Source organism: Nitrosomonadales bacterium (assembly GCA_016716325.1).
GTDB lineage: Bacteria > Pseudomonadota > Gammaproteobacteria > Burkholderiales > Gallionellaceae > Gallionella.
The window spans coordinates 511,212-528,982 of the sequence record JADJWO010000001.1; the positions used below are offsets into that span (position 1 = coordinate 511,212).

At 55.6% G+C, this 17,771-nt stretch carries 8 protein-coding genes, 2 tRNA genes and 1 pseudogene; 8 read left to right on the top strand and 3 right to left on the bottom strand.

Annotated elements, in window-relative coordinates:
* Window positions 1-161 precede the first annotated feature (161 nt).
* The 8 genes and pseudogenes from IPM27_02400 (at window position 162) to IPM27_02435 (ending at window position 16,197) form a co-directional block, all read left to right on the top strand.
* Window positions 162-3,351 (top strand): annotated as a pseudogene (locus IPM27_02400) (DEAD/DEAH box helicase family protein).
* Entirely contained in the window at window positions 3,239-6,004 is a 2,766-nt protein-coding gene (locus IPM27_02405; GenBank protein MBK9160411.1) for a site-specific DNA-methyltransferase, read from the top strand. The pseudogene IPM27_02400 and the gene IPM27_02405 overlap by 113 nt, the downstream one beginning before the upstream one ends.
* Before the next feature lie 34 nt (window positions 6,005-6,038).
* Window positions 6,039-9,065 carry an AAA family ATPase gene (locus IPM27_02410; protein ID MBK9160412.1) on the top strand — a complete coding sequence of 1,009 codons (3,027 nt, stop codon included), beginning with the start codon at window positions 6,039-6,041 and terminating at the stop codon, window positions 9,063-9,065.
* Between the two features lie 126 nt (window positions 9,066-9,191).
* The gene (locus IPM27_02415; GenBank protein MBK9160413.1) at window positions 9,192-11,294 is read left to right on the top strand and encodes a UvrD-helicase domain-containing protein; all 2,103 of its coding nucleotides are present in this window, start codon (window positions 9,192-9,194) and stop codon (window positions 11,292-11,294) included.
* A gap of 12 nt (window positions 11,295-11,306) precedes the next feature.
* On the top strand, window positions 11,307-11,954 hold the full coding sequence (locus IPM27_02420) for a hypothetical protein (protein ID MBK9160414.1): 648 nt from the start codon (window positions 11,307-11,309) through the stop codon (window positions 11,952-11,954).
* Between the two features lie 294 nt (window positions 11,955-12,248).
* Window positions 12,249-13,229, top strand: a complete 981-nt coding sequence (locus IPM27_02425; GenBank protein ID MBK9160415.1) for a hypothetical protein — start codon at window positions 12,249-12,251, stop codon at window positions 13,227-13,229.
* On the top strand, window positions 13,222-14,883 hold the full coding sequence (locus IPM27_02430; protein MBK9160416.1) for a hypothetical protein: 1,662 nt from the start codon (window positions 13,222-13,224) through the stop codon (window positions 14,881-14,883). Before IPM27_02425 ends, IPM27_02430 begins: the two co-directional genes overlap by 8 nt.
* A 297-nt stretch (window positions 14,884-15,180) precedes the next feature.
* A complete protein-coding gene (locus IPM27_02435) occupies window positions 15,181-16,197 on the top strand; it encodes a tyrosine-type recombinase/integrase (GenBank protein ID MBK9160417.1) in 1,017 nt (338 codons plus the stop codon).
* A gap of 94 nt (window positions 16,198-16,291) precedes the next feature.
* Here the strand turns inward: IPM27_02435 and IPM27_02440 are convergent.
* The 3 genes from IPM27_02440 to IPM27_02450 all read right to left on the bottom strand — a co-directional run bounded on the left by IPM27_02440 (window position 16,292) and on the right by IPM27_02450 (window position 17,760).
* Window positions 16,292-16,368, bottom strand: a tRNA-Arg gene (locus IPM27_02440).
* Between the two features lie 20 nt (window positions 16,369-16,388).
* Window positions 16,389-16,482: transfer RNA gene (locus IPM27_02445), tRNA-Ser, on the bottom strand.
* Window positions 16,483-16,527: 45 nt separating this feature from the next.
* Window positions 16,528-17,760 carry an aspartate kinase gene (locus IPM27_02450; GenBank protein MBK9160418.1) on the bottom strand — a complete coding sequence of 411 codons (1,233 nt, stop codon included), beginning with the start codon at window positions 17,758-17,760 and terminating at the stop codon, window positions 16,528-16,530.
* Window positions 17,761-17,771 lie beyond the last annotated feature (11 nt).

A 17,771-nucleotide genomic window follows, 5' to 3' on the forward strand; every position in this document is an offset into this window, starting at 1 on the left:
TAGAAGCCTGGGCAGCGATGCCTGGGCTTCAATATTTCGCTGCATCTTGTCATGGGATGGACAATGGGATTCGAAAGGCCTATATATTCTCAGGTATTGTTCAGCGGTCCGCCTCGGGATACCATCCAAAGGGGATAAAACTAAAATCAATAAATACTTCAATGAGCAATCCATTCTTTGACCACCCAATTCTGAACTCACCCTACGAATGTCCAATGAGACATTGGGAGCTTGATGATGACGGTCAGCCCACGCAGAAGACTCTTGAAACCCGCCGCCCCGCTAAGTTCATCACGCCGATCCCGAAGCCCAAGAAGCGCAAGGGCGCGGCCAAACAGGATGGATTTGTTTTCGATGACGGCGCAGGACTTTCGACGAAGGAGCAGCAATACGACCCTACTTCGATTATCAATGAGGTGCGCGGCCATGTGGATACCTGGCGCGCCTTACCCAATCCCAATCAGTGGCAGGTCACCCCTGAGACTGTTCGGCTTTTACAACACTGGCGCCATCATAAGTTCAACTCCATTCGCCCCTTTTTCTGCCAGGTAGAAGCGGTGGAAACCGCGATCTGGCTAACGGAGGTCGCCCCCCAATCCAAGCACGGCAAGCGCGTGCTCGATCATCTCGCCGCCGCGAACAAAGATGCCAATCCGGAGTTGATGCGCCTGGCTTTGAAACTGGCGACCGGGGCGGGGAAGACGACCGTCATGGCGATGCTGATCGCGTGGCAGACGATCAATGCGGTACGCCGCCCAACCAGCAAACATTTCACACGAGGATTTTTGATCTGTGCCCCCGGCCTGACCATCAAGGATCGTCTACGTGTTTTGCAACCCAACGACCCCAACAGCTATTACAAAGACCGCGAGCTGGTGCCCGGCGACATGCTCGACGACGTGAATCGGGCCAAGATCGTCATCACCAACTACCACGCCTTCAAGCTGCGCGAGCGCATTGACCTGACCAAGGGCGGACGTCAACTGCTCCAGGGCCGTACTGGCGATGCACCACTAACACTCGAAACCGAAGGCCAGATGCTCCAGCGTGTGATGCCTGATTTGATGGGCATGAAGAACATCCTGGTCATCAACGACGAGGCGCACCACTGCTACCGTGAAAAGCCGCATGACCGGAGACGACGAAAAGGCCAAAGGGGACGAGAAGGAAGGAGGCCAGGGAGAAGAACAACGAGGCCGCGCGCCTCTGGATCTCCGGCCTCGAAGCCGTGAACCGCAAGCTCGGCCTCAGTCGCGTCATCGACCTGTCGGCGACGCCCTTCTTCCTGCGCGGCTCGGGCTATGCCGAAGGCACGCTGTTTCCCTGGACGATGAGCGACTTCTCGCTGATGGACGCCATCGAATGCGGCATCGTCAAGCTGCCGCGTGTGCCGGTGGCGGAGAACATCCCCGGCGACGAGATGCCGGTGTTCCGCAACCTGTGGGAGAACATCCGCAAGGACATGCCGAAGAAGGGCCGGGGTTCGAATCAGGACCTCGACCCGCTGAAGCTTCCCACCCGCTTGCAGACCGCCTTGCAAGCGCTCTACGGCCACTACGAGAAGACCTTCAAGCTGTGGCAGGAGAAGGGCATCAAGGTGCCGCCCTGCTTCATCATCGTCTGCCAGAACACCGCCATCTCCAAGCTCGTCTACGACTTCATCTCGGGCTTCCAGCGCAAGAACGACGATGGCACCACCACGCTGGAAAACGGCCGCCTCGCCCTGTTCCGCAACTTCGACGAAACCACCGGCAACCCGCTGCCGCGCCCGAATACGCTGCTCATCGACAGCGAGCAGCTCGAAGCCGGCGACGCGCTCGACGACAATTTCCGCGGCATGGCCGCCGACGAAATCGGGCGCTTCCGTCGCGAGATCGTCGAACGCACCGGCGACGCGCACGCCGGCGACAACATCACCGACCAGGAACTGCTGCGCGAGGTCATGAACACCGTCGGCAAGGCGGGCCAGCTCGGCGGCTCGATCCGCTGCGTCGTCTCGGTCTCGATGCTCACCGAAGGCTGGGACGCCAACACCGTCACCCACGTGCTCGGCATCCGCGCCTTCGGCACGCAACTCCTGTGCGAGCAGGTCATCGGCCGCGCGCTGCGCCGCCAGTCCTACGACCTCAACGAGGAAGGGCTGTTCAACGTCGAATACGCCGACGTCTTCGGCATCCCCTTCGACTTCACCGCCAAGCCGGTCATCGCCCCGCCGCAGCCGCCGCGCGAAACGGTGCAGGTGAAGGCCGTGCGGCCGGATCGCGACCACCTGGAAATCCGGTTCCCGCGCGTCGAGGGCTATCGCGTCGAGCTGCCGGAAGAACGCCTGACCGCCGAGTTCAACGACGATTCCATCCTGATACTCAGACCCCGATCTGGTCGGCCCATCCATCACCCACAACTCCGGCATCATCGGCGAAGGCGTGGACCTGAGCCTCAAGCACCTGGGGACCTGCGGCCCTCCACGCTTGTCTTCCAGCTGACCCAGCGCCTGCTCTACACCAAATGGCGCGACCCGGGCGAAGGGACCGAAGCTATCCCTCTTCGGCCAGCTCAAGCGGATCGCCAAGCAATGGCTCGACACCTGCCTGGTCTGCAAGGGGGACACCTATCCGGGCTTGCTCATGTACCAAGAGCTGGCCGACATGGCCTGCAACAAGATCACGCCGGCATCACCGGCGCTTCCTCGACGAGCGGCCGATCAAGGCACTGCTCGATCCCTACAACCCCACCGGTTCGACTCGGCATGTGCGCTTCAACACATCCAAGCACGACCGCTGGGAGACGAGTTCAATGCATTGCCACATCAACTGGGTGGTGCTCGACAGCGACTGGGAAGCCGAATTCTGCCGGGTCGCCGAGTCGCACCCCAAGGTGTTGGCCTATGTGAAGAACCACGGCCTCGGTTTGGAAGTGCCGTATCGCTACGCCTCCGAGATGCGCAAGTATCTGCCCGACTTCATCGTGCTGGTGGATGACGGCCACGGTGACGATGACCTGCTGCATCTCGTCGTCGAGATCAAGGGCTACCGGCGCGAGGACGCCAAGGAGAAAAAATCCACCATGGACACCTACTGGGTGCCCGGCGTAAACCATCTCGGCAGCTATGGCCGCTGGGCGTTTGCCGAGTTCACCGAGGTGTACCAGATCGAGGCCGACTTCAAAGCCAAGGTCGAAAGCGAGTTCAACAAAATGATCGAGTCCGCCGCAACACAAACGGGGCAGGGAAGAAATAATCATGGCCAAGAAACCACCTACACTGAAATCCGTCGAATCCCTCACCCACGACGAGGCCAAGCGCAAGAACATCCCCTCTGCCGAGCAGCAGTCCATCGTGCAGAAGGAGCATGAGCAGCCGCGCAAGGTGAAATATCCGCGCAACACCGACCTCGACCCGCAGCTCGTCTGGCGCGGCAAGGACGAGCAGGACTGGAGCGACCTCGTCGTCCACGCGCCGCCGCTCTACATCCAGGAGAAGGTGCACCCCAAGGCGCTGATCGATGACCTGCTGCGCGAAACCAAGGAGCGCGAGCATGAAGCCGGGCAGATCACCGCCGACCTGTTCGCCGACTTCAACGGCATCCCCAAGGGCGTGGACAAGACCGAGTTCTACCAGCACGACCAGAACTGGACCAACCGCATGATCCTCGGCGATTCGCTGCAGGTCATGGCCAGCCTGGCCGAGCGCGAAGGGCTGCGCGGCAAGGTGCAGTGCATCTACTTCGATCCGCCCTACGGCATCAAATTCAACAGCAACTTCCAGTGGAGCACGACTAGCAACGACGTGAAGGACGGCAAGGCCGACCACATCACGCGCGAGCCGGAGCAGGTCAAGGCCTTCCGCGATACTTGGCGCGATGGCATCCACAGCTATCTGACTTACCTGCGTGACCGCCTCACCGTCGCTCGCGATCTGCTCACAGAGTCCGGCTCGATCTTCGTGCAAATCGGCGATGAAAATGTCCACCGAGTTCGGGCGGTGATGGATGAAGTGTTTGGAGATGATAATTTCGTCACCATAATCACTGTAAAGAAGACTGCTGGCCTTGGGAAAGGTTTGATGGCTGAAGTCACCGATTTTGTGCTGTGGTATTCAAAGAGCAAGGAAGCCGCAAAGCGCCGATTGCTATTCACCGACAAAGATCCAGAGTCCGATGGCGCATACACGTTGGTTAAGGAAACTGTCGGACATTTCCGGCGAGTGGCCAGCGGCGAGTCAATTGATCCAAATAGATACGCGAGGTTCCAAATCCTGTTGGCAGCTGGCCGTACGCCAAGTTGTGTATATCCGACAGACTTTCAAGGCCAAACCTATGAACCAACCGCCGGTCGCAGTTGGTCTACAAATCGGGAGGGCATGCAGCGATTGACACGCGCAGATCGTGTCGCCCAATCAGGCCGCACGATTAATTACGTACGGTTCGTTGCAGACAACCCTGTCAATCCAGTGTCCAACTTGTGGGCCGACACCGCCTCAGGTAGCGGAATGGACAAGATTTACGTAGTGCAGACCTCTACGAAGGTAATCGAGCGGTGCATCCAGATGGCCACAGACCCCGGCGACCTTGTACTCGACCCAACCTGTGGGTCTGGCACCACCGCCACCGTTGCAGAGCAATGGGGCCGCCGCTGGATCACGATAGACACCTCGCGCGTGGCGCTGGCGCTGGCCCGTGCCCGCATCATGGGCGCGCGCTATCCGTTTTACCTGCTGGCCGATTCCCGCGAAGGCCAGCTCAAGGAAGCCGAAGTCACCCGCACCGCGCCGAGTTCGCAGCCGGTGCACGGCAACATTCGCCACGGCTTTGTCTATGAGCGCGTGCCGCACATCATGCTCAGTTCCGTTGCCAAGAACGCCGAGATCGATGTCATCTGGGAGCAGTGGCAATCGAAGCTGGAGCCCTTGCGCGAGAATCTGAATGCGGCGCTGAAGAAGACCTGGCAGGAATGGGAGATTCCGCGCGAAACTGATGCCAAGTGGCCAGACGCCGCGAAGAAACTGCACGCCGACTGGTGGCAGGCGCGCATCGCCCGGCAGCAGGAGATCGACAAGTCCATCGCGGCCAAGGCCGAATTCGAGTACCTCTACGACAAGCCCTACGAAAACAAGAAGTGTGTGCGCGTGGCCGGCCCCTTCACCGTGGAGAGCCTGAGCCCTCACCGTATGCTGGGCGTGGATGAGAACGATGAACTGATCGACACCCTCAAGCAGGACAACGCCGAATACGCCGCCAAACAATCCTTCCCGCAGATGATTCTGGAAAACCTCAAGACCGCCGGGGTGCAGCAGGCGCACAAGGAAGACCGCATCACCTTCACCGCGCTCACCCCGTGGCCGGGCGAGGGATCGGTTTGTGCCGAAGGCCGTTACATGGAAGGCGACACCGAGAAACGCGCCGGCATCTTCATCGGTCCCGAATTTGGCACCGTGCAACGCAGTGACCTGGTGGAAGCCGCCCGCGAGTGTGGCGATGCCGGATTCGATGTGCTGATCGCCTGCGCCTTCAACTACGAGGCGCACGCCACCGAGTTCAGCAAGCTGGGGCGCATCCCCGTGCTCAAGGCGCGCATGAACGCCGACCTGCACATGGCCGAAGACCTGAAGAACACCGGCAAGGGCAACCTGTTCGTCATCTTCGGCGAGCCGGACATCGACCTGCTGCCGCAAGCAGACGGCAAGCTATGCGTGAAGGTGAACGGCGTGGATGTCTTCAAACCCCAAACCGGCGAAGTCATCAGCGATGGTGCAGACGGCATCGCCTGCTGGTTCATCGACACCGACTACAACGAAGAGAGCTTCTTCGTCCGCCACGCTTACTTCCTTGGAGCCAATGACCCCTACAGCGCGCTCAAGACCACGCTGAAAGCGGAGATTGACCCGGAGGCGTGGGCGACCTTGAACAGCGACACCTCGCGGCCTTTCGATAAACCCAAGTCCGGGCGGATCGCGGTGAAGGTCATCAATCATCTGGGTGATGAGGTGATGAAAGTGTTTCGTGTATAGCAACCTAAATTGCAGTTAGGTGGGGAGGCGCAGCATGGTAACTAAAGCATCAGTTTCTGATAGTCGAGGATCAGTTTGGAATCGATGGGATCCTCATATCCATACGCCGGGAACATTGCTGAATGACCAGTATGGTGGCGAGAATCCCTGGGAATCATTCCTCACCAAAGTAAATAAGTCCCAACCCACGATTCGTGCACTGGGCATCACTGACTACTTATCTATCGAGCAGTATGAGGAGGCCATTCGACAGCGTGATGCTGGTCATCTACCCGGTGTCGGTCTCATCTTCCCAAACGTGGAGATGCGTTTCGGAATCGAAACGTCCAAGGGATCATGGATTAACGTCCACTTGCTCTTCTCCCCGGATGATCCAAACCACGTCGAGGAAATCAATAGATTCCTCCATAAGCTAGAGTTTCGTGATCCGCGCGAAAGCTATTGCTGCTGCAAAGCCGACTTAATTCGCCTTGGGCGTAGGCATGATCCATCGGCCAATACCGATGACGCGGCATTGTCTGTTGGAGTTAACCAGTTCAAGGTTGACTTCGTGCAATTGCAGGATGAGTGGCGCAAGAGTGAGTGGGTTCGGCGGAACTGTCTTGTAGCAGTCGCGGCAGGTGAGCGCGACGGTACGTCGGGTCTACGAGATGCCGCTGACTCGGGTGCCGCTTTGAGAAAAAACATCGAGGCTTTTGCACACATCATTTTTTCTGCAAATCCATCCCAGATTGAGTTCTGGCTAGGGCGTAAGGGTGCGACATTAGATGACCTTGAGTCAAAGTGGGGTGGCATGAAACCTTGTATGCATGGTTCCGATGCGCACGAAGATGTTCGTGTAGGGGCACCAGTCAACGAGCGATTTTGCTGGATTAAGGGAGATTTGACCTTTGAGTCACTGCGTCAGGCATGCATAGAACCTGAAGGACGAGTGTATATCGGTTCTCAGCCACCGCGAGGTTCGCTTGCTGGACATACCATACAGACGCTCAAAGTTTCAAATGCCTCGTGGATGATTCCATCGACAGTGTCTTTGAATCCAGGTCTTATCGCGGTTATTGGTGCAAGGGGGTCTGGAAAGACGGCTCTAGCTGATCTGATTGCGGCTGGCGGCCTGGCGGTAAGTGCGAGGTTAAATAAGCAATCCTTTGTTGTGCGTGCGAAGGAATATCTTGTTGACAGCCGTTCTGTCCTCTCATGGGAAAACAACGAGGAAACTGGAAACGATCTTATACATATTGACTTTGAAGAGCTACAGGACACACCAAGGGTTCAATATCTGTCACAACAATTTGTTGAAAATTTGTGTTCGGCAGAAGGTATGGCGGACTCATTAGTAGATGAAATTGAACGTGTCATTTTCAGTGCACACCCGGTAGAGGAACGTGAAGGTACCAGCTCATTCAAGGAACTTTATGCGATACGATCCGCTGCTGCTATCGAGCAGCGCGTTCGACATGAACAAGAGTTTGAAGCTGCATCAAATGCACTGACGCAGGAAAGACAGTTAAAGCAAGAGCTACCTGCGCTAATTAAGCAGCAATCAGAGTTAACAAAACAAATCGCGCAGGATCAAAATGATCGTAATGTCCTTGTTGGCAAAGGCCAAGAAGTCAGAGCTAAACGACACGAACAACTCGCAAAGACACTTGATTTGCGGCGGCGAGAACTTGATGTAATACAGGCGAGATTGCGTGCATTAAATGCACTTAAAGAAGACGTGGTAGACATTCGGCAGCGGCGCATTCCGGCTTGGTTAGCAGAGCTACAGCAAACGCGATCTGATGCAGCTCTCCAACAAAGCGAGTGGGATCATTTCAAACTTGGCTTTACGGGCGATGTAGACCTAATGCTACAAGAACACATTAATAGCGCCGCCTCCGAATCAAAACAAATTTCTGGGACGTTGCCTGCCGCAACAGACCCTATAGTGGATACAGACCCCAACGAGCCGCTAATTGCAGATAATGCGAATCTCACAGAGATAACTGTGGTGTTGCTCCAGCAAGAACTCGCACGGCTCGGCAAGCTCATCGGTATTGATGCACAGAACACGAAGCGCTTCGCTGTGTTGAATGACAAGATTGCAAAAGCAGCCAAAGTACTTGAAAAACTCAATGCTCAGATTGAGAAGTCTAAAACCGCAGAGGAACGTATTCAGGTATTGATCCTACGAAGACGCGAAGCATATGCCGGTGTCTTCAATGCTATTGTCAATCTTGAAAAACAGCTTGGCCTTCTATACGCACCGCTTGCAAGGAATCTTAGCGACACTTCCGGTTCACTCGGGAAATTGGGCTTTGCAGTGAGACGACAGGTTAACGTTGATAGGTGGGCAGTAGAAGGTGAGGCGCTTTTAGACCTGCGACGCAACGGCCCATTTAAGGGGCGTGGGGCGTTGCTTGATGCTGCGAAGGCGACGCTACTAATCCCTTGGCAAAGTGGTAATCCAGAAGATGTTTCCGCCGCCATGCAGGAATTCGTTAAAGAAAATGAGGCTGCACTCAAAGCACACAAGCCTGATGACGTGAACAATCGCGAATGGATTTCAGGGGTGTCGAAGTGGCTGCACAATACTAGTCACATTGAGGTTTCGTATGGCATCCAGTATGACAGTGTGGACATTGAGCGACTATCTCCAGGTACGCGTGGAATAGTTCTGTTACTTCTATATCTTGCAATTGACGAAGAGGATGACCGCCCACTGATAATTGATCAGCCAGAAGAAAATTTAGACCCGCAGTCGATTTATGACGAACTGGTTGCTCGATTTCGTTCAGCCAAGAATCGCCGACAAATAATCATCGTGACGCATAACGCGAATCTCGTGGTAAACACTGATGCAGACCAAGTGATTGTTGCGACGGCAGGACATCACAGACCGGGCGAGTTACCGCAAATCACGTATGAGTCTGGCGGACTGGAAAACCCCCTTATTCGCAGGCGTGTCTGCGACATCCTCGAAGGTGGAGAACGTGCCTTCAAGGCACGGGCTCGACGACTGCGCCTTGGGATTAGTGATGTATCTGTCCAACAAATCGCAGTGCTAGGTACACTATGAGATATGGATGCAACATGAATTTCTGCATCGTTGACAAAGTGCCATGATGACCGAACCCCAACAATTCCTGATCTACCAAAGCGAAGACGGCTCCACCCGCATCGACGTGATGCTGGAGGCGGACTGATGAACTTCCTCATCGCCGACACATTCACCGACAGCCTCGCCAAACTTTCTGGCGATGAGCAGAAAGCTGCCAAAACAACGGCATTCGATCTGCAATTGAACCCGGCCAATCCGGGCATGAGTTTTCATAAGCTGGACAAGGCGCGGGACAAGAATTTCTGGTCAGTGCGGGTGAGCAGTGACATTCGTATGATCGTCCACAAGACCGATGCCAGTTTGTTGCTGTGCTATGTGGATCACCACGACAAGGCGTATGACTGGGCGGAACGGCGCAAACTGGAAACGCACCCGCAAACCGGCGCGGCGCAGTTGGTCGAGATACGCGAGACGGTGCAGGAAATCGTGGTGCCGGTCTATGTGCAGACTGAAATTGCTCTCGCGCCGAAGCCTGCACCCGCACTGAAACCGCTATTCCTTGGCAGAACCGATGATGAACTGCTCGGTTACGGCGTACCTGCCGAGTGGCTGGACGACGTGAAGAACGCGACCGAGGACACGCTGCTGGCCTTGTGCGACCACCTGCCTGCCGAGGCGGCAGAGGCACTGCTGGAACTGGCGACGGGTGGCAAGCCTCGCGTGTCCAAGCCTGTTGCAGCAACGGTGAATCCATTCGATCATCCCGATGCACAGCGCCGCTTCCGCGTGATGACCAATGTGGAGGAGTTGCAGCGCGCGCTCGATTTTCCCTGGGAAAAGTGGACGGTCTTCCTGCACCCCGAACAGCGGCAATGGGTGGAGCGCGATTACACCGGCCCGGCGCGCGTCTCCGGTTCAGCCGGTACGGGCAAGACGATTGTTGCTTTGCACCGTGCTGCTTATCTGGCGCGCACACATTCCGAAGCCCGTGTCCTGTTGACAACCTTTTCCGACACGCTGGCGAGCGCACTGAATACCAAGCTGAAGCGGCTGTTGGGCAATGAGCCGCGCCTTGCAGAACGCATAGATGTTCATTCGCTCGATGCCATCGGCCTGCGGCTCTACAAGTCGCACATCGGGCAGGCGACGATTGTCAGCCGCGATATTATCCGCGAGTTGCTGAAGAGGTCTGCCAGTGCCGTGGGTGGTCACAAATTTGGCCTGCATTTCCTGCTAACAGAATGGGAGCAGGTGGTGGATGCCTGGCAATTGGAGAACTGGGATGCGTATCGTGATGTTGCGCGCCTCGGCAGAAAGACCCGGTTGCCGGAAGCACAGCGCGCGGTCTTATGGTCGATCTTCGAGCGCGTGCGCGCCGGATTGCAGGAGCGCAAGCTAATTACGCACGCGCAGCTATTCACAGCACTGGCCGCAGCCCTTTCCGCCAACAAGAATGTGGTGTTCGACTTCGCCGTCGTGGACGAGGCGCAGGACGTAGGCGTCGCCCATCTTCGCTTCTTTGCCGCCTTGGGTGGCGGTCGGCCCAATGCACTCTTTTTCGCAGGTGATCTCGGGCAACGCATCTTCCAGCAGCCATTCTCATGGAAGGGCATCGGCGTGGATATTCGTGGGCGGTCGCGCACCTTGCGCGTCAATTACCGCACTTCGCACCAAATCCGCACGCAGGCTGATCGCCTGCTCGGCCCGGTAGTCAGCGACGTGGATGGCAACTCCGAGGATCGCAGCGACACCGTTTCAGTATTCAACGGCCCGCCGCCAGTAATTTACACATTCAAGGACGAAGGCGAGGAAATCAAGGCCGTCGGCAACTGGATTGCGGAGCTGGCCAAGTCGGGTGTGCTACCGCACGAGTTTGGTGTATTCGTCCGCTCCGAAGCGCAACTGGAACGGGCGCAGGCAGCAGTAAAGGCGGCAGGTTTGGCCTTCAAGATACTCGATGAACACGTCGAGACCCTCAGCGGTCATGTCTCGATCAGCACCATGCACCTCGCCAAAGGATTAGAGTTTCGTGCCGTCGTGGTGATGGCCTGCGATGATGAGGTCATCCCTTTGCAGGAACGCATCGAAACGGTCGGCGATGATGCTGATCTGCAAGAGGTATATGACACTGAGCGACATCTGCTTTATGTAGCCTGCACGCGAGCGAGAGATCATTTGCTGGTGACTAGCGTCGAGCCTGCTTCAGAATTCCTTGATGACATGAATATAGCTGGCCATATCAGCTGATGATACGCAGCCATGCCAATTCCTCAGCTCCACTTTGACGATGAATCGGAAGGCCTACCGCGACAACTGGTGCCGCTGCGCTTTGCCGTTTTAGTGACTGGCCTCACAGTTATCCAGGTCATTGAAATGACCACCAATGCCTACCAGCTATCTGATGATGTCAATATTTCTCTGCTGGATTGCCACGAGTTTAGCGGTAACAAAATTCGAAAGTGCAGCCTTACTGCCACCAAAGCTTTACTGACAGCAGTGAGGACATTAGGCATCGAAAAAGAGCGCTTTAAAAATATACCAAGCGGTTGGTTTGTCTACTCTGATGAATTGGCTGCGGCATTTTTAAATTGGATAGATTTTACTGTGGGGCTTGAGTCTGTCTCACTCCACGATATGGGCTTGAATTGGAACCCTGCCCTGCATCCCTACGAAGCAGAAATCAAAGCCTGCTCGGTCATGCCTGCGTCCAAGTCTGCCTTATCCGCGCGCGAAAAAAGAAAACGCGCAACAGCCGAGAAGCATTCGGCTTTGTACTCGGACTATATCGAGCTAAAGAAAAATAATCCGAAAAAGTCGGATGTACAACTTTCTGCCACCATTGCAAAAAAATACAACAAGAACCCTGACACTGTTCGACGCATCATCTCTGATAGAAAAAATAGCTGAGCGAAAATATTATCGCTCAGCTTTCTCTCCCTCCGCTTCCCACAGAATCAAACAGATAACACCCCTGCCCTAGTTTTTCATTCGCACAGCCAAAATTCTTAAGTCACTGTTTTCAATACAAGCGCAGCTTTATCAGAGCCTGCATCAAGGCTGTCTTGCCCTATTTTTTCGCTCAGTACGCTCAGGAAAAATCTCTCCGTGAACTGCAAAACTCTTTGCATCTGTTCAGGATGACCGTGACTGCCCAGCGCGTGCCATCGCATTTCGCATAAACATGGGCTTAGGTACAGATTTATGAATACGTTATCAAGCAACAAGACAGACATTGCTATCACCAATAGCGATTTTCTGATGTACGGCTTTGCAGGACTTGATCTAGACGAACAGTTTTGGGTCGCAGGTTTCCCCGGTGATCCTTACGATGTTCAACCTTGGATGTGGGGTGGAAAGGGAGCACCGCCTGGCCTGCCTGGATTCATTCGACCCAACCACAACAACTATATCGCCGTAAGCAGTTTCAAGCGTGGCACAGACGGCAGGTTCCATCGTCGAAAGGCAAATTTCGGACGCATGTTCATGGTCATGATCGATGACGTGGGCACCAAAGTCGGATTTGAACGCCTCGCGCTACTTCCGAGTGCTTTAGTAGAGACCAGTCCGGGTAACTATCAGGCTTGGTACTTCTTGGTCACACCAGAACCCGACCGGGGCAAAGCCGAGCGGCTCATTGACGGCATGATTGCAGCGGGGCTGACTGCCGACGCCAGTGATCCTGGTATGAAAGGTGTGACGCGCTACGGTCGTCTGCCTGTTGGCGTCAATGGCAAGGGTAAGTATGTCGAGAAACTGGGCGCTCCGTTCGTTCAGACCGTTGCTGTCTGGGACCCCGCGACGCGCTACAGCATCGAGGAGATCGCTGCCGCCTATGGCGTCGATCTCACTGCCGCACCTCCGCCTACGCGCCGTACTAACCGGCGTATGCCATCCGCTGCCCCCATCGGCGGTGATGCCCTCGTCGCGCAATTGGTAGATGCGGGCCTGTATCTGGAGCCCGAACTCAGTGTTGCAGGGATGCACCGCATCGTTTGTCCTTGGGTGCATGAACATACCGACGAAGAGCCCAGCGGCACGGCCTATTTTGAGCCTAGTGAAGACAACGACTCTCGTGGAGGCTTTAAGTGCCATCACGGTCACTGCGCGCACCGCCGCGTCTCTGATTTGAAGCTCTTCCTGTCGTATCTGCAATCCCTGACCAAGGAGAACCACCATGCCTAATAATATTGAAACCAGTAACGCAGTACGTCAGGCGGCTGAAGAAACCGCCAATCCAGAAGCCATTGTGACGGCTGCGCTGGGGCAGCTTCAAGCAAACCCTGACGCGCTGTATCAGGAACATGTGATCGCCGCACTGAAGCTCGTTCGTCAGAATGACCCTGTTGCATATGCCCGCTTGATCAACCGCGCTAAAGGTCACAAAGGCAGGCTCGAAGAGCTTACAGCGGCGGGACGGGAAAATCGCGATGACAGCAATCTCGCCCAACTCATTGCCCTCGCTCGCGAATCGTCTAGGCTCGGCCACGCCAAAGATGGCAAAGGGGTCGCTATTGTCACAGTCAAGGGAATCCGCCAGACTTGGTACATCGGTTCGTATGGATATGCCGAGTGGCTGCGTGCTGCTTTCTATAAATCGAGGGGCTCGGGGGTGGGTGACACACTGTTGACGAGCGCCATCGCGACGCTCTCCTCCATCGGCAACTTTGAAGGCGAGGAATTCACTGTGCATATGCGCTGCGCCAAGCATGGAGATGACTACTACATTGATCTGTGCGATGACTCGTGGCAGGCAATTCGTCTTAATGCCGACGGTTGGTCAGTGGTTAGCGCCCCGCCCGTCCTGTTCACTCGCACTCGCAACATGCGTCCGCTCCCCACGCCCGTCTCTGGCAGGATCGACGAACTGTGGCAGTACGCCAATGTTCCGGAGCTCCTTTACCCCTTGGCACTCACTTGGTTGATCGATAGTTTCCGCCCGGACACTCCGTTCTCCATTCTGGAACTGTGCGGCGAGCAAGGAAGTGCCAAAAGTTCAACCCAGCGCTGTCTGCGCGACCTGACCGATCCCAACATGGTAGCGCTACGCGGCAAGCCGAAGATGACCGAAGACATTTACATAGCGGCCAACAATAGCTGGGTGGTGAGCTTCGAGAATCTCTCCAGTCTGACCTCAGACCAGCAGGATGCACTTTGCACGTTGGCGACGGGGGGCGGATTCGCGTCGCGGCAGCTGTACTCCAATGGCGACGAGTTCGTTATGGAGACAAAGCGGCCCGTCATGCTGAACGGCATCAGCCCTGTAGCGACACGCCCCGATCTGATCGAGCGCGTCATCAGTATCGAGTGTCCGAGCATACCGGCAGCACAGCGTCGGGACGAGCAGTCGCTCGCGGCGGAATGGCAAGACAGTTATCCGGCCATTTTCGGGGGATTGCTGGACTTGTTCTCCGCAGCGCTTCGCCATCTCCCTACGGTTAACCTCGACCAGAAGTTTCGCATGGCCGACTTCCAACTGTTGGGCGAGGCCGTTTGTATGGCGCTAGATCACCCTCCCGGATATTTCACCGAGCTATATGAAGCATCTGTACGCGAAGGGGTAGATCGTAGTCTGGAAACTTATGGGGTCGCCAATGCATTACAGGTTTTCATGGCGCAACAGAAGAACAAGGCTTGGGAAGGCACGGTACTTACACTGAAATCCCAGCTTGAAGGTGTATGTGGTCAAGATAAGTCGGCTTGGCCGAAATCGGCACGGGGCTTGTCTGGGCAGCTTGCACGGATCAGGCCGGGGCTGCGTCAACGCGGGATTCAAATCGAGCACTTGGGACATAGTCGTGCCGGTGCAAAGCTTCGCATCACCCTCATGAACGACTAATAGCGACTGATAAGTCCATCACCCCTATCACTTCTCGTGACGATGTGACTGTGGTGATGGTCATTCAGCATTTTTTATCATGGCAATGATCCTACTCCCCCGCTTCATCAGATTTCGTGATGCGCCGGACTATCTAGGCATGGATCGCAATCGATTCAGTGCCGAAGTCAGGCCGTATCTGACGGAAGTACCCATAGGGGTGCAAGGGATTGCCTTCGACCGACTTGAACTGGATGCCTGGGCGGAGCAATATATGCGCTGCAACGGTCGCCCCGGTCGAAAGAAAGGAATTTTGACATGGGACGAAAAAGAGCCGCTGGACTCTACCTGCGTAACGGGGTCTGGCACATCGACAAGCAGTATCGAGGACTCCGAATTTGCGAGAGCACTGGCGAAAGTGAGCTCGCCAAAGCGGAAGAGTTCCTCACAAAGAGGCTAGACGAAGCAAGGCAAGCTCGGGTTTTTGGTATTCGTCCAAAGCGGAGTTTTCGCGCGGCGGCGACCCGATACCTGAACGAAAATAGCCATAAGCGCAGTATCGCAACGGATGCCCACCATTTGAAACTGGTTGACCCTTTTATTGGTAGGCTTTCGTTGGACTCAGTGCATATGGGTACGCTTCAGCAATTCATCAGTGCGAGAAAAAGGGACGGCGTAAAAACCAAGACGATTAACGCATCGTTAGCAGTCATCCGGCATCTGCTGAATATGGCAGCATCAGAGTGGCTGGATGACAACAATCTAACTTGGCTACCCGTTGCCCCAAAGATCAAGCTGCTGAAAGTGACCGATGCACACAAGCCCTATCCGCTGTCTTGGGAAGAGCAAACCGCGTTGTTCACCGAATTGCCCGCCCACCTTCAGCCGATGGCCCTGTTTAAGGTTAATACGGGCTGCCGTGATGGAGAGGTCTGTAGTCTGCGCTGGGACTGGGAGGTAAAAGTAGAAGAGCTGGACACGAGTGTATTCATCATCCCCGATGCATACGTCAAGAATGGTGACGAGCGACTGGTGGTGCTTAATCGGGTAGCTAAGTCGGTAGTTGCAGGACAACGCGGAAAGCACCCCGTCTACGTCTTCACATATCGAGGAAAGCCGATTGAAACCATGAACAACTCGGGCTGGCAGCACGCAAGGCGGCGAGTCAATCTTCAGCATGTAAGGGTTCATGACCTGAAACATACTTTTGCCGAGATCCTGCGGCAGCGCGCCAAAGCATGGGCTCATTGTTCAGTCGGACAGCTTGATGAGCTTGTGGATGCGTCAAACTGCATCGCTGATAAACGCAGTCGGATGAATCGCAGCCTAGCATGATCGACAGGAAGGCTGGGAATGAAAGTCCCAAAAAGGTCAAGTGGAAAGAAAAATGGGTTGATACAGTTTGCGCTAACCCATTGATTACAAAATATGGCGCGCCCGAAGAGATTCGAACTCCTGACCCCTTGGTTCGTAGCCAAGTACTCTATCCAGCTGAGCTACGGGCGCGTTTTTTTGAAACTTTGTTGTGGCGGAGAGGGAGGGATTCGAACCCTCGATACAAGTTTAAGCTCGTATGCGCCCTTAGCAGGGGCGTGCCTTCGACCTCTCGGCCACCTCTCCGAAGGCCGCGAATGATACTGACTTGAGGCTAGGCGGTCAAACGGTTTATGCGTCTTCCTGATCCAGGTCGAACGCTTTGTGCAGGACACGAACAGCCAGCTCCAGATATTTCTCGTCGATGACGACCGATATCTTGATTTCGGATGTGGAGATCATCTGGATGTTGATACCCTCTTCCGACAAGGTGCGGAACATCTTGCTGGCAATGCCGACATGCGAGCGCATTCCCACGCCTACCACCGAAACCTTGGCGGCCTTATTGTCGCCGATCACTTCGCGTGCGCCGATGTGCCCTTGCACCTTGCTCTTCAGGATGTCCATCGCCCTGACGAATTCGTTGCGATGCACGGTGAAGGAAAAGTCGGTCGTGCCGTCCACGCCGACGTTCTGGATGATCATGTCCACATCGATGTTGGCATCGGAGACCGGGCCCAGGATCTGGTATGCGATACCCGGCCTGTCGGGCACGCCGACGACGGTGATCTTGGCTTCGTCGCGGTTGAACGCGATTCCGGAAATGATAGCTTGTTCCATTTTGTCGTCATCCTCAAAAGTAATCAGGGTGCCGTCGCCCTCTTCTTCAAAGCTGGACAGCACGCGCAGTTTGACCTTGTATTTCCCGGCAAACTCCACCGAGCGTATCTGTAATACCTTGGAACCCAGACTGGCCATCTCGAGCATTTCCTCGAAAGTGATGCTCTTCAGGCGGCGCGCTTCCGGCACCAAGCGGGGATCGGTGGTATATACCCCGTCCACATCGGTATAGATCTGGCATTCATCGGCATTCAGCGCGGCGGCAACAGCGACGCCGGTCGTATCCGAACCGCCGCGTCCCAGCGTGGTGATATTGCCGTCTTCGTCCACCCCCTGGAAGCCCGCCACCACCACGACATGATCGTTTTCCAGATCCGCGCGAATGTTCTGTTCGTCGATGCTGACAATGCGCGCCTTGTTGAAAGCGCTGTCGGTCACAATGCTGACCTGCCCGCCGGTATAGCTCTTGGCTTTGACGCCAAGGCTCTTGAGCGCCATCGCCAGCAGGCCGATGGTGACCTGTTCGCCGGTGGAAACGACCACGTCGAGTTCGCGCGGGTCGGGATGTTTCTGGATCTCATGGGCAAGATGGATCAGGCGGTTGGTTTCGCCGCTCATCGCGGAAACCACCACCACGACCTGATGTCCCTGTGCCTTGAATTTCGCAACGCGCCGAGCCACATTTTTGATGCGATCGGGGTTGCCGACCGATGTACCGCCGTACTTTTGAACGATCAATGCCACGATTTTTCGTA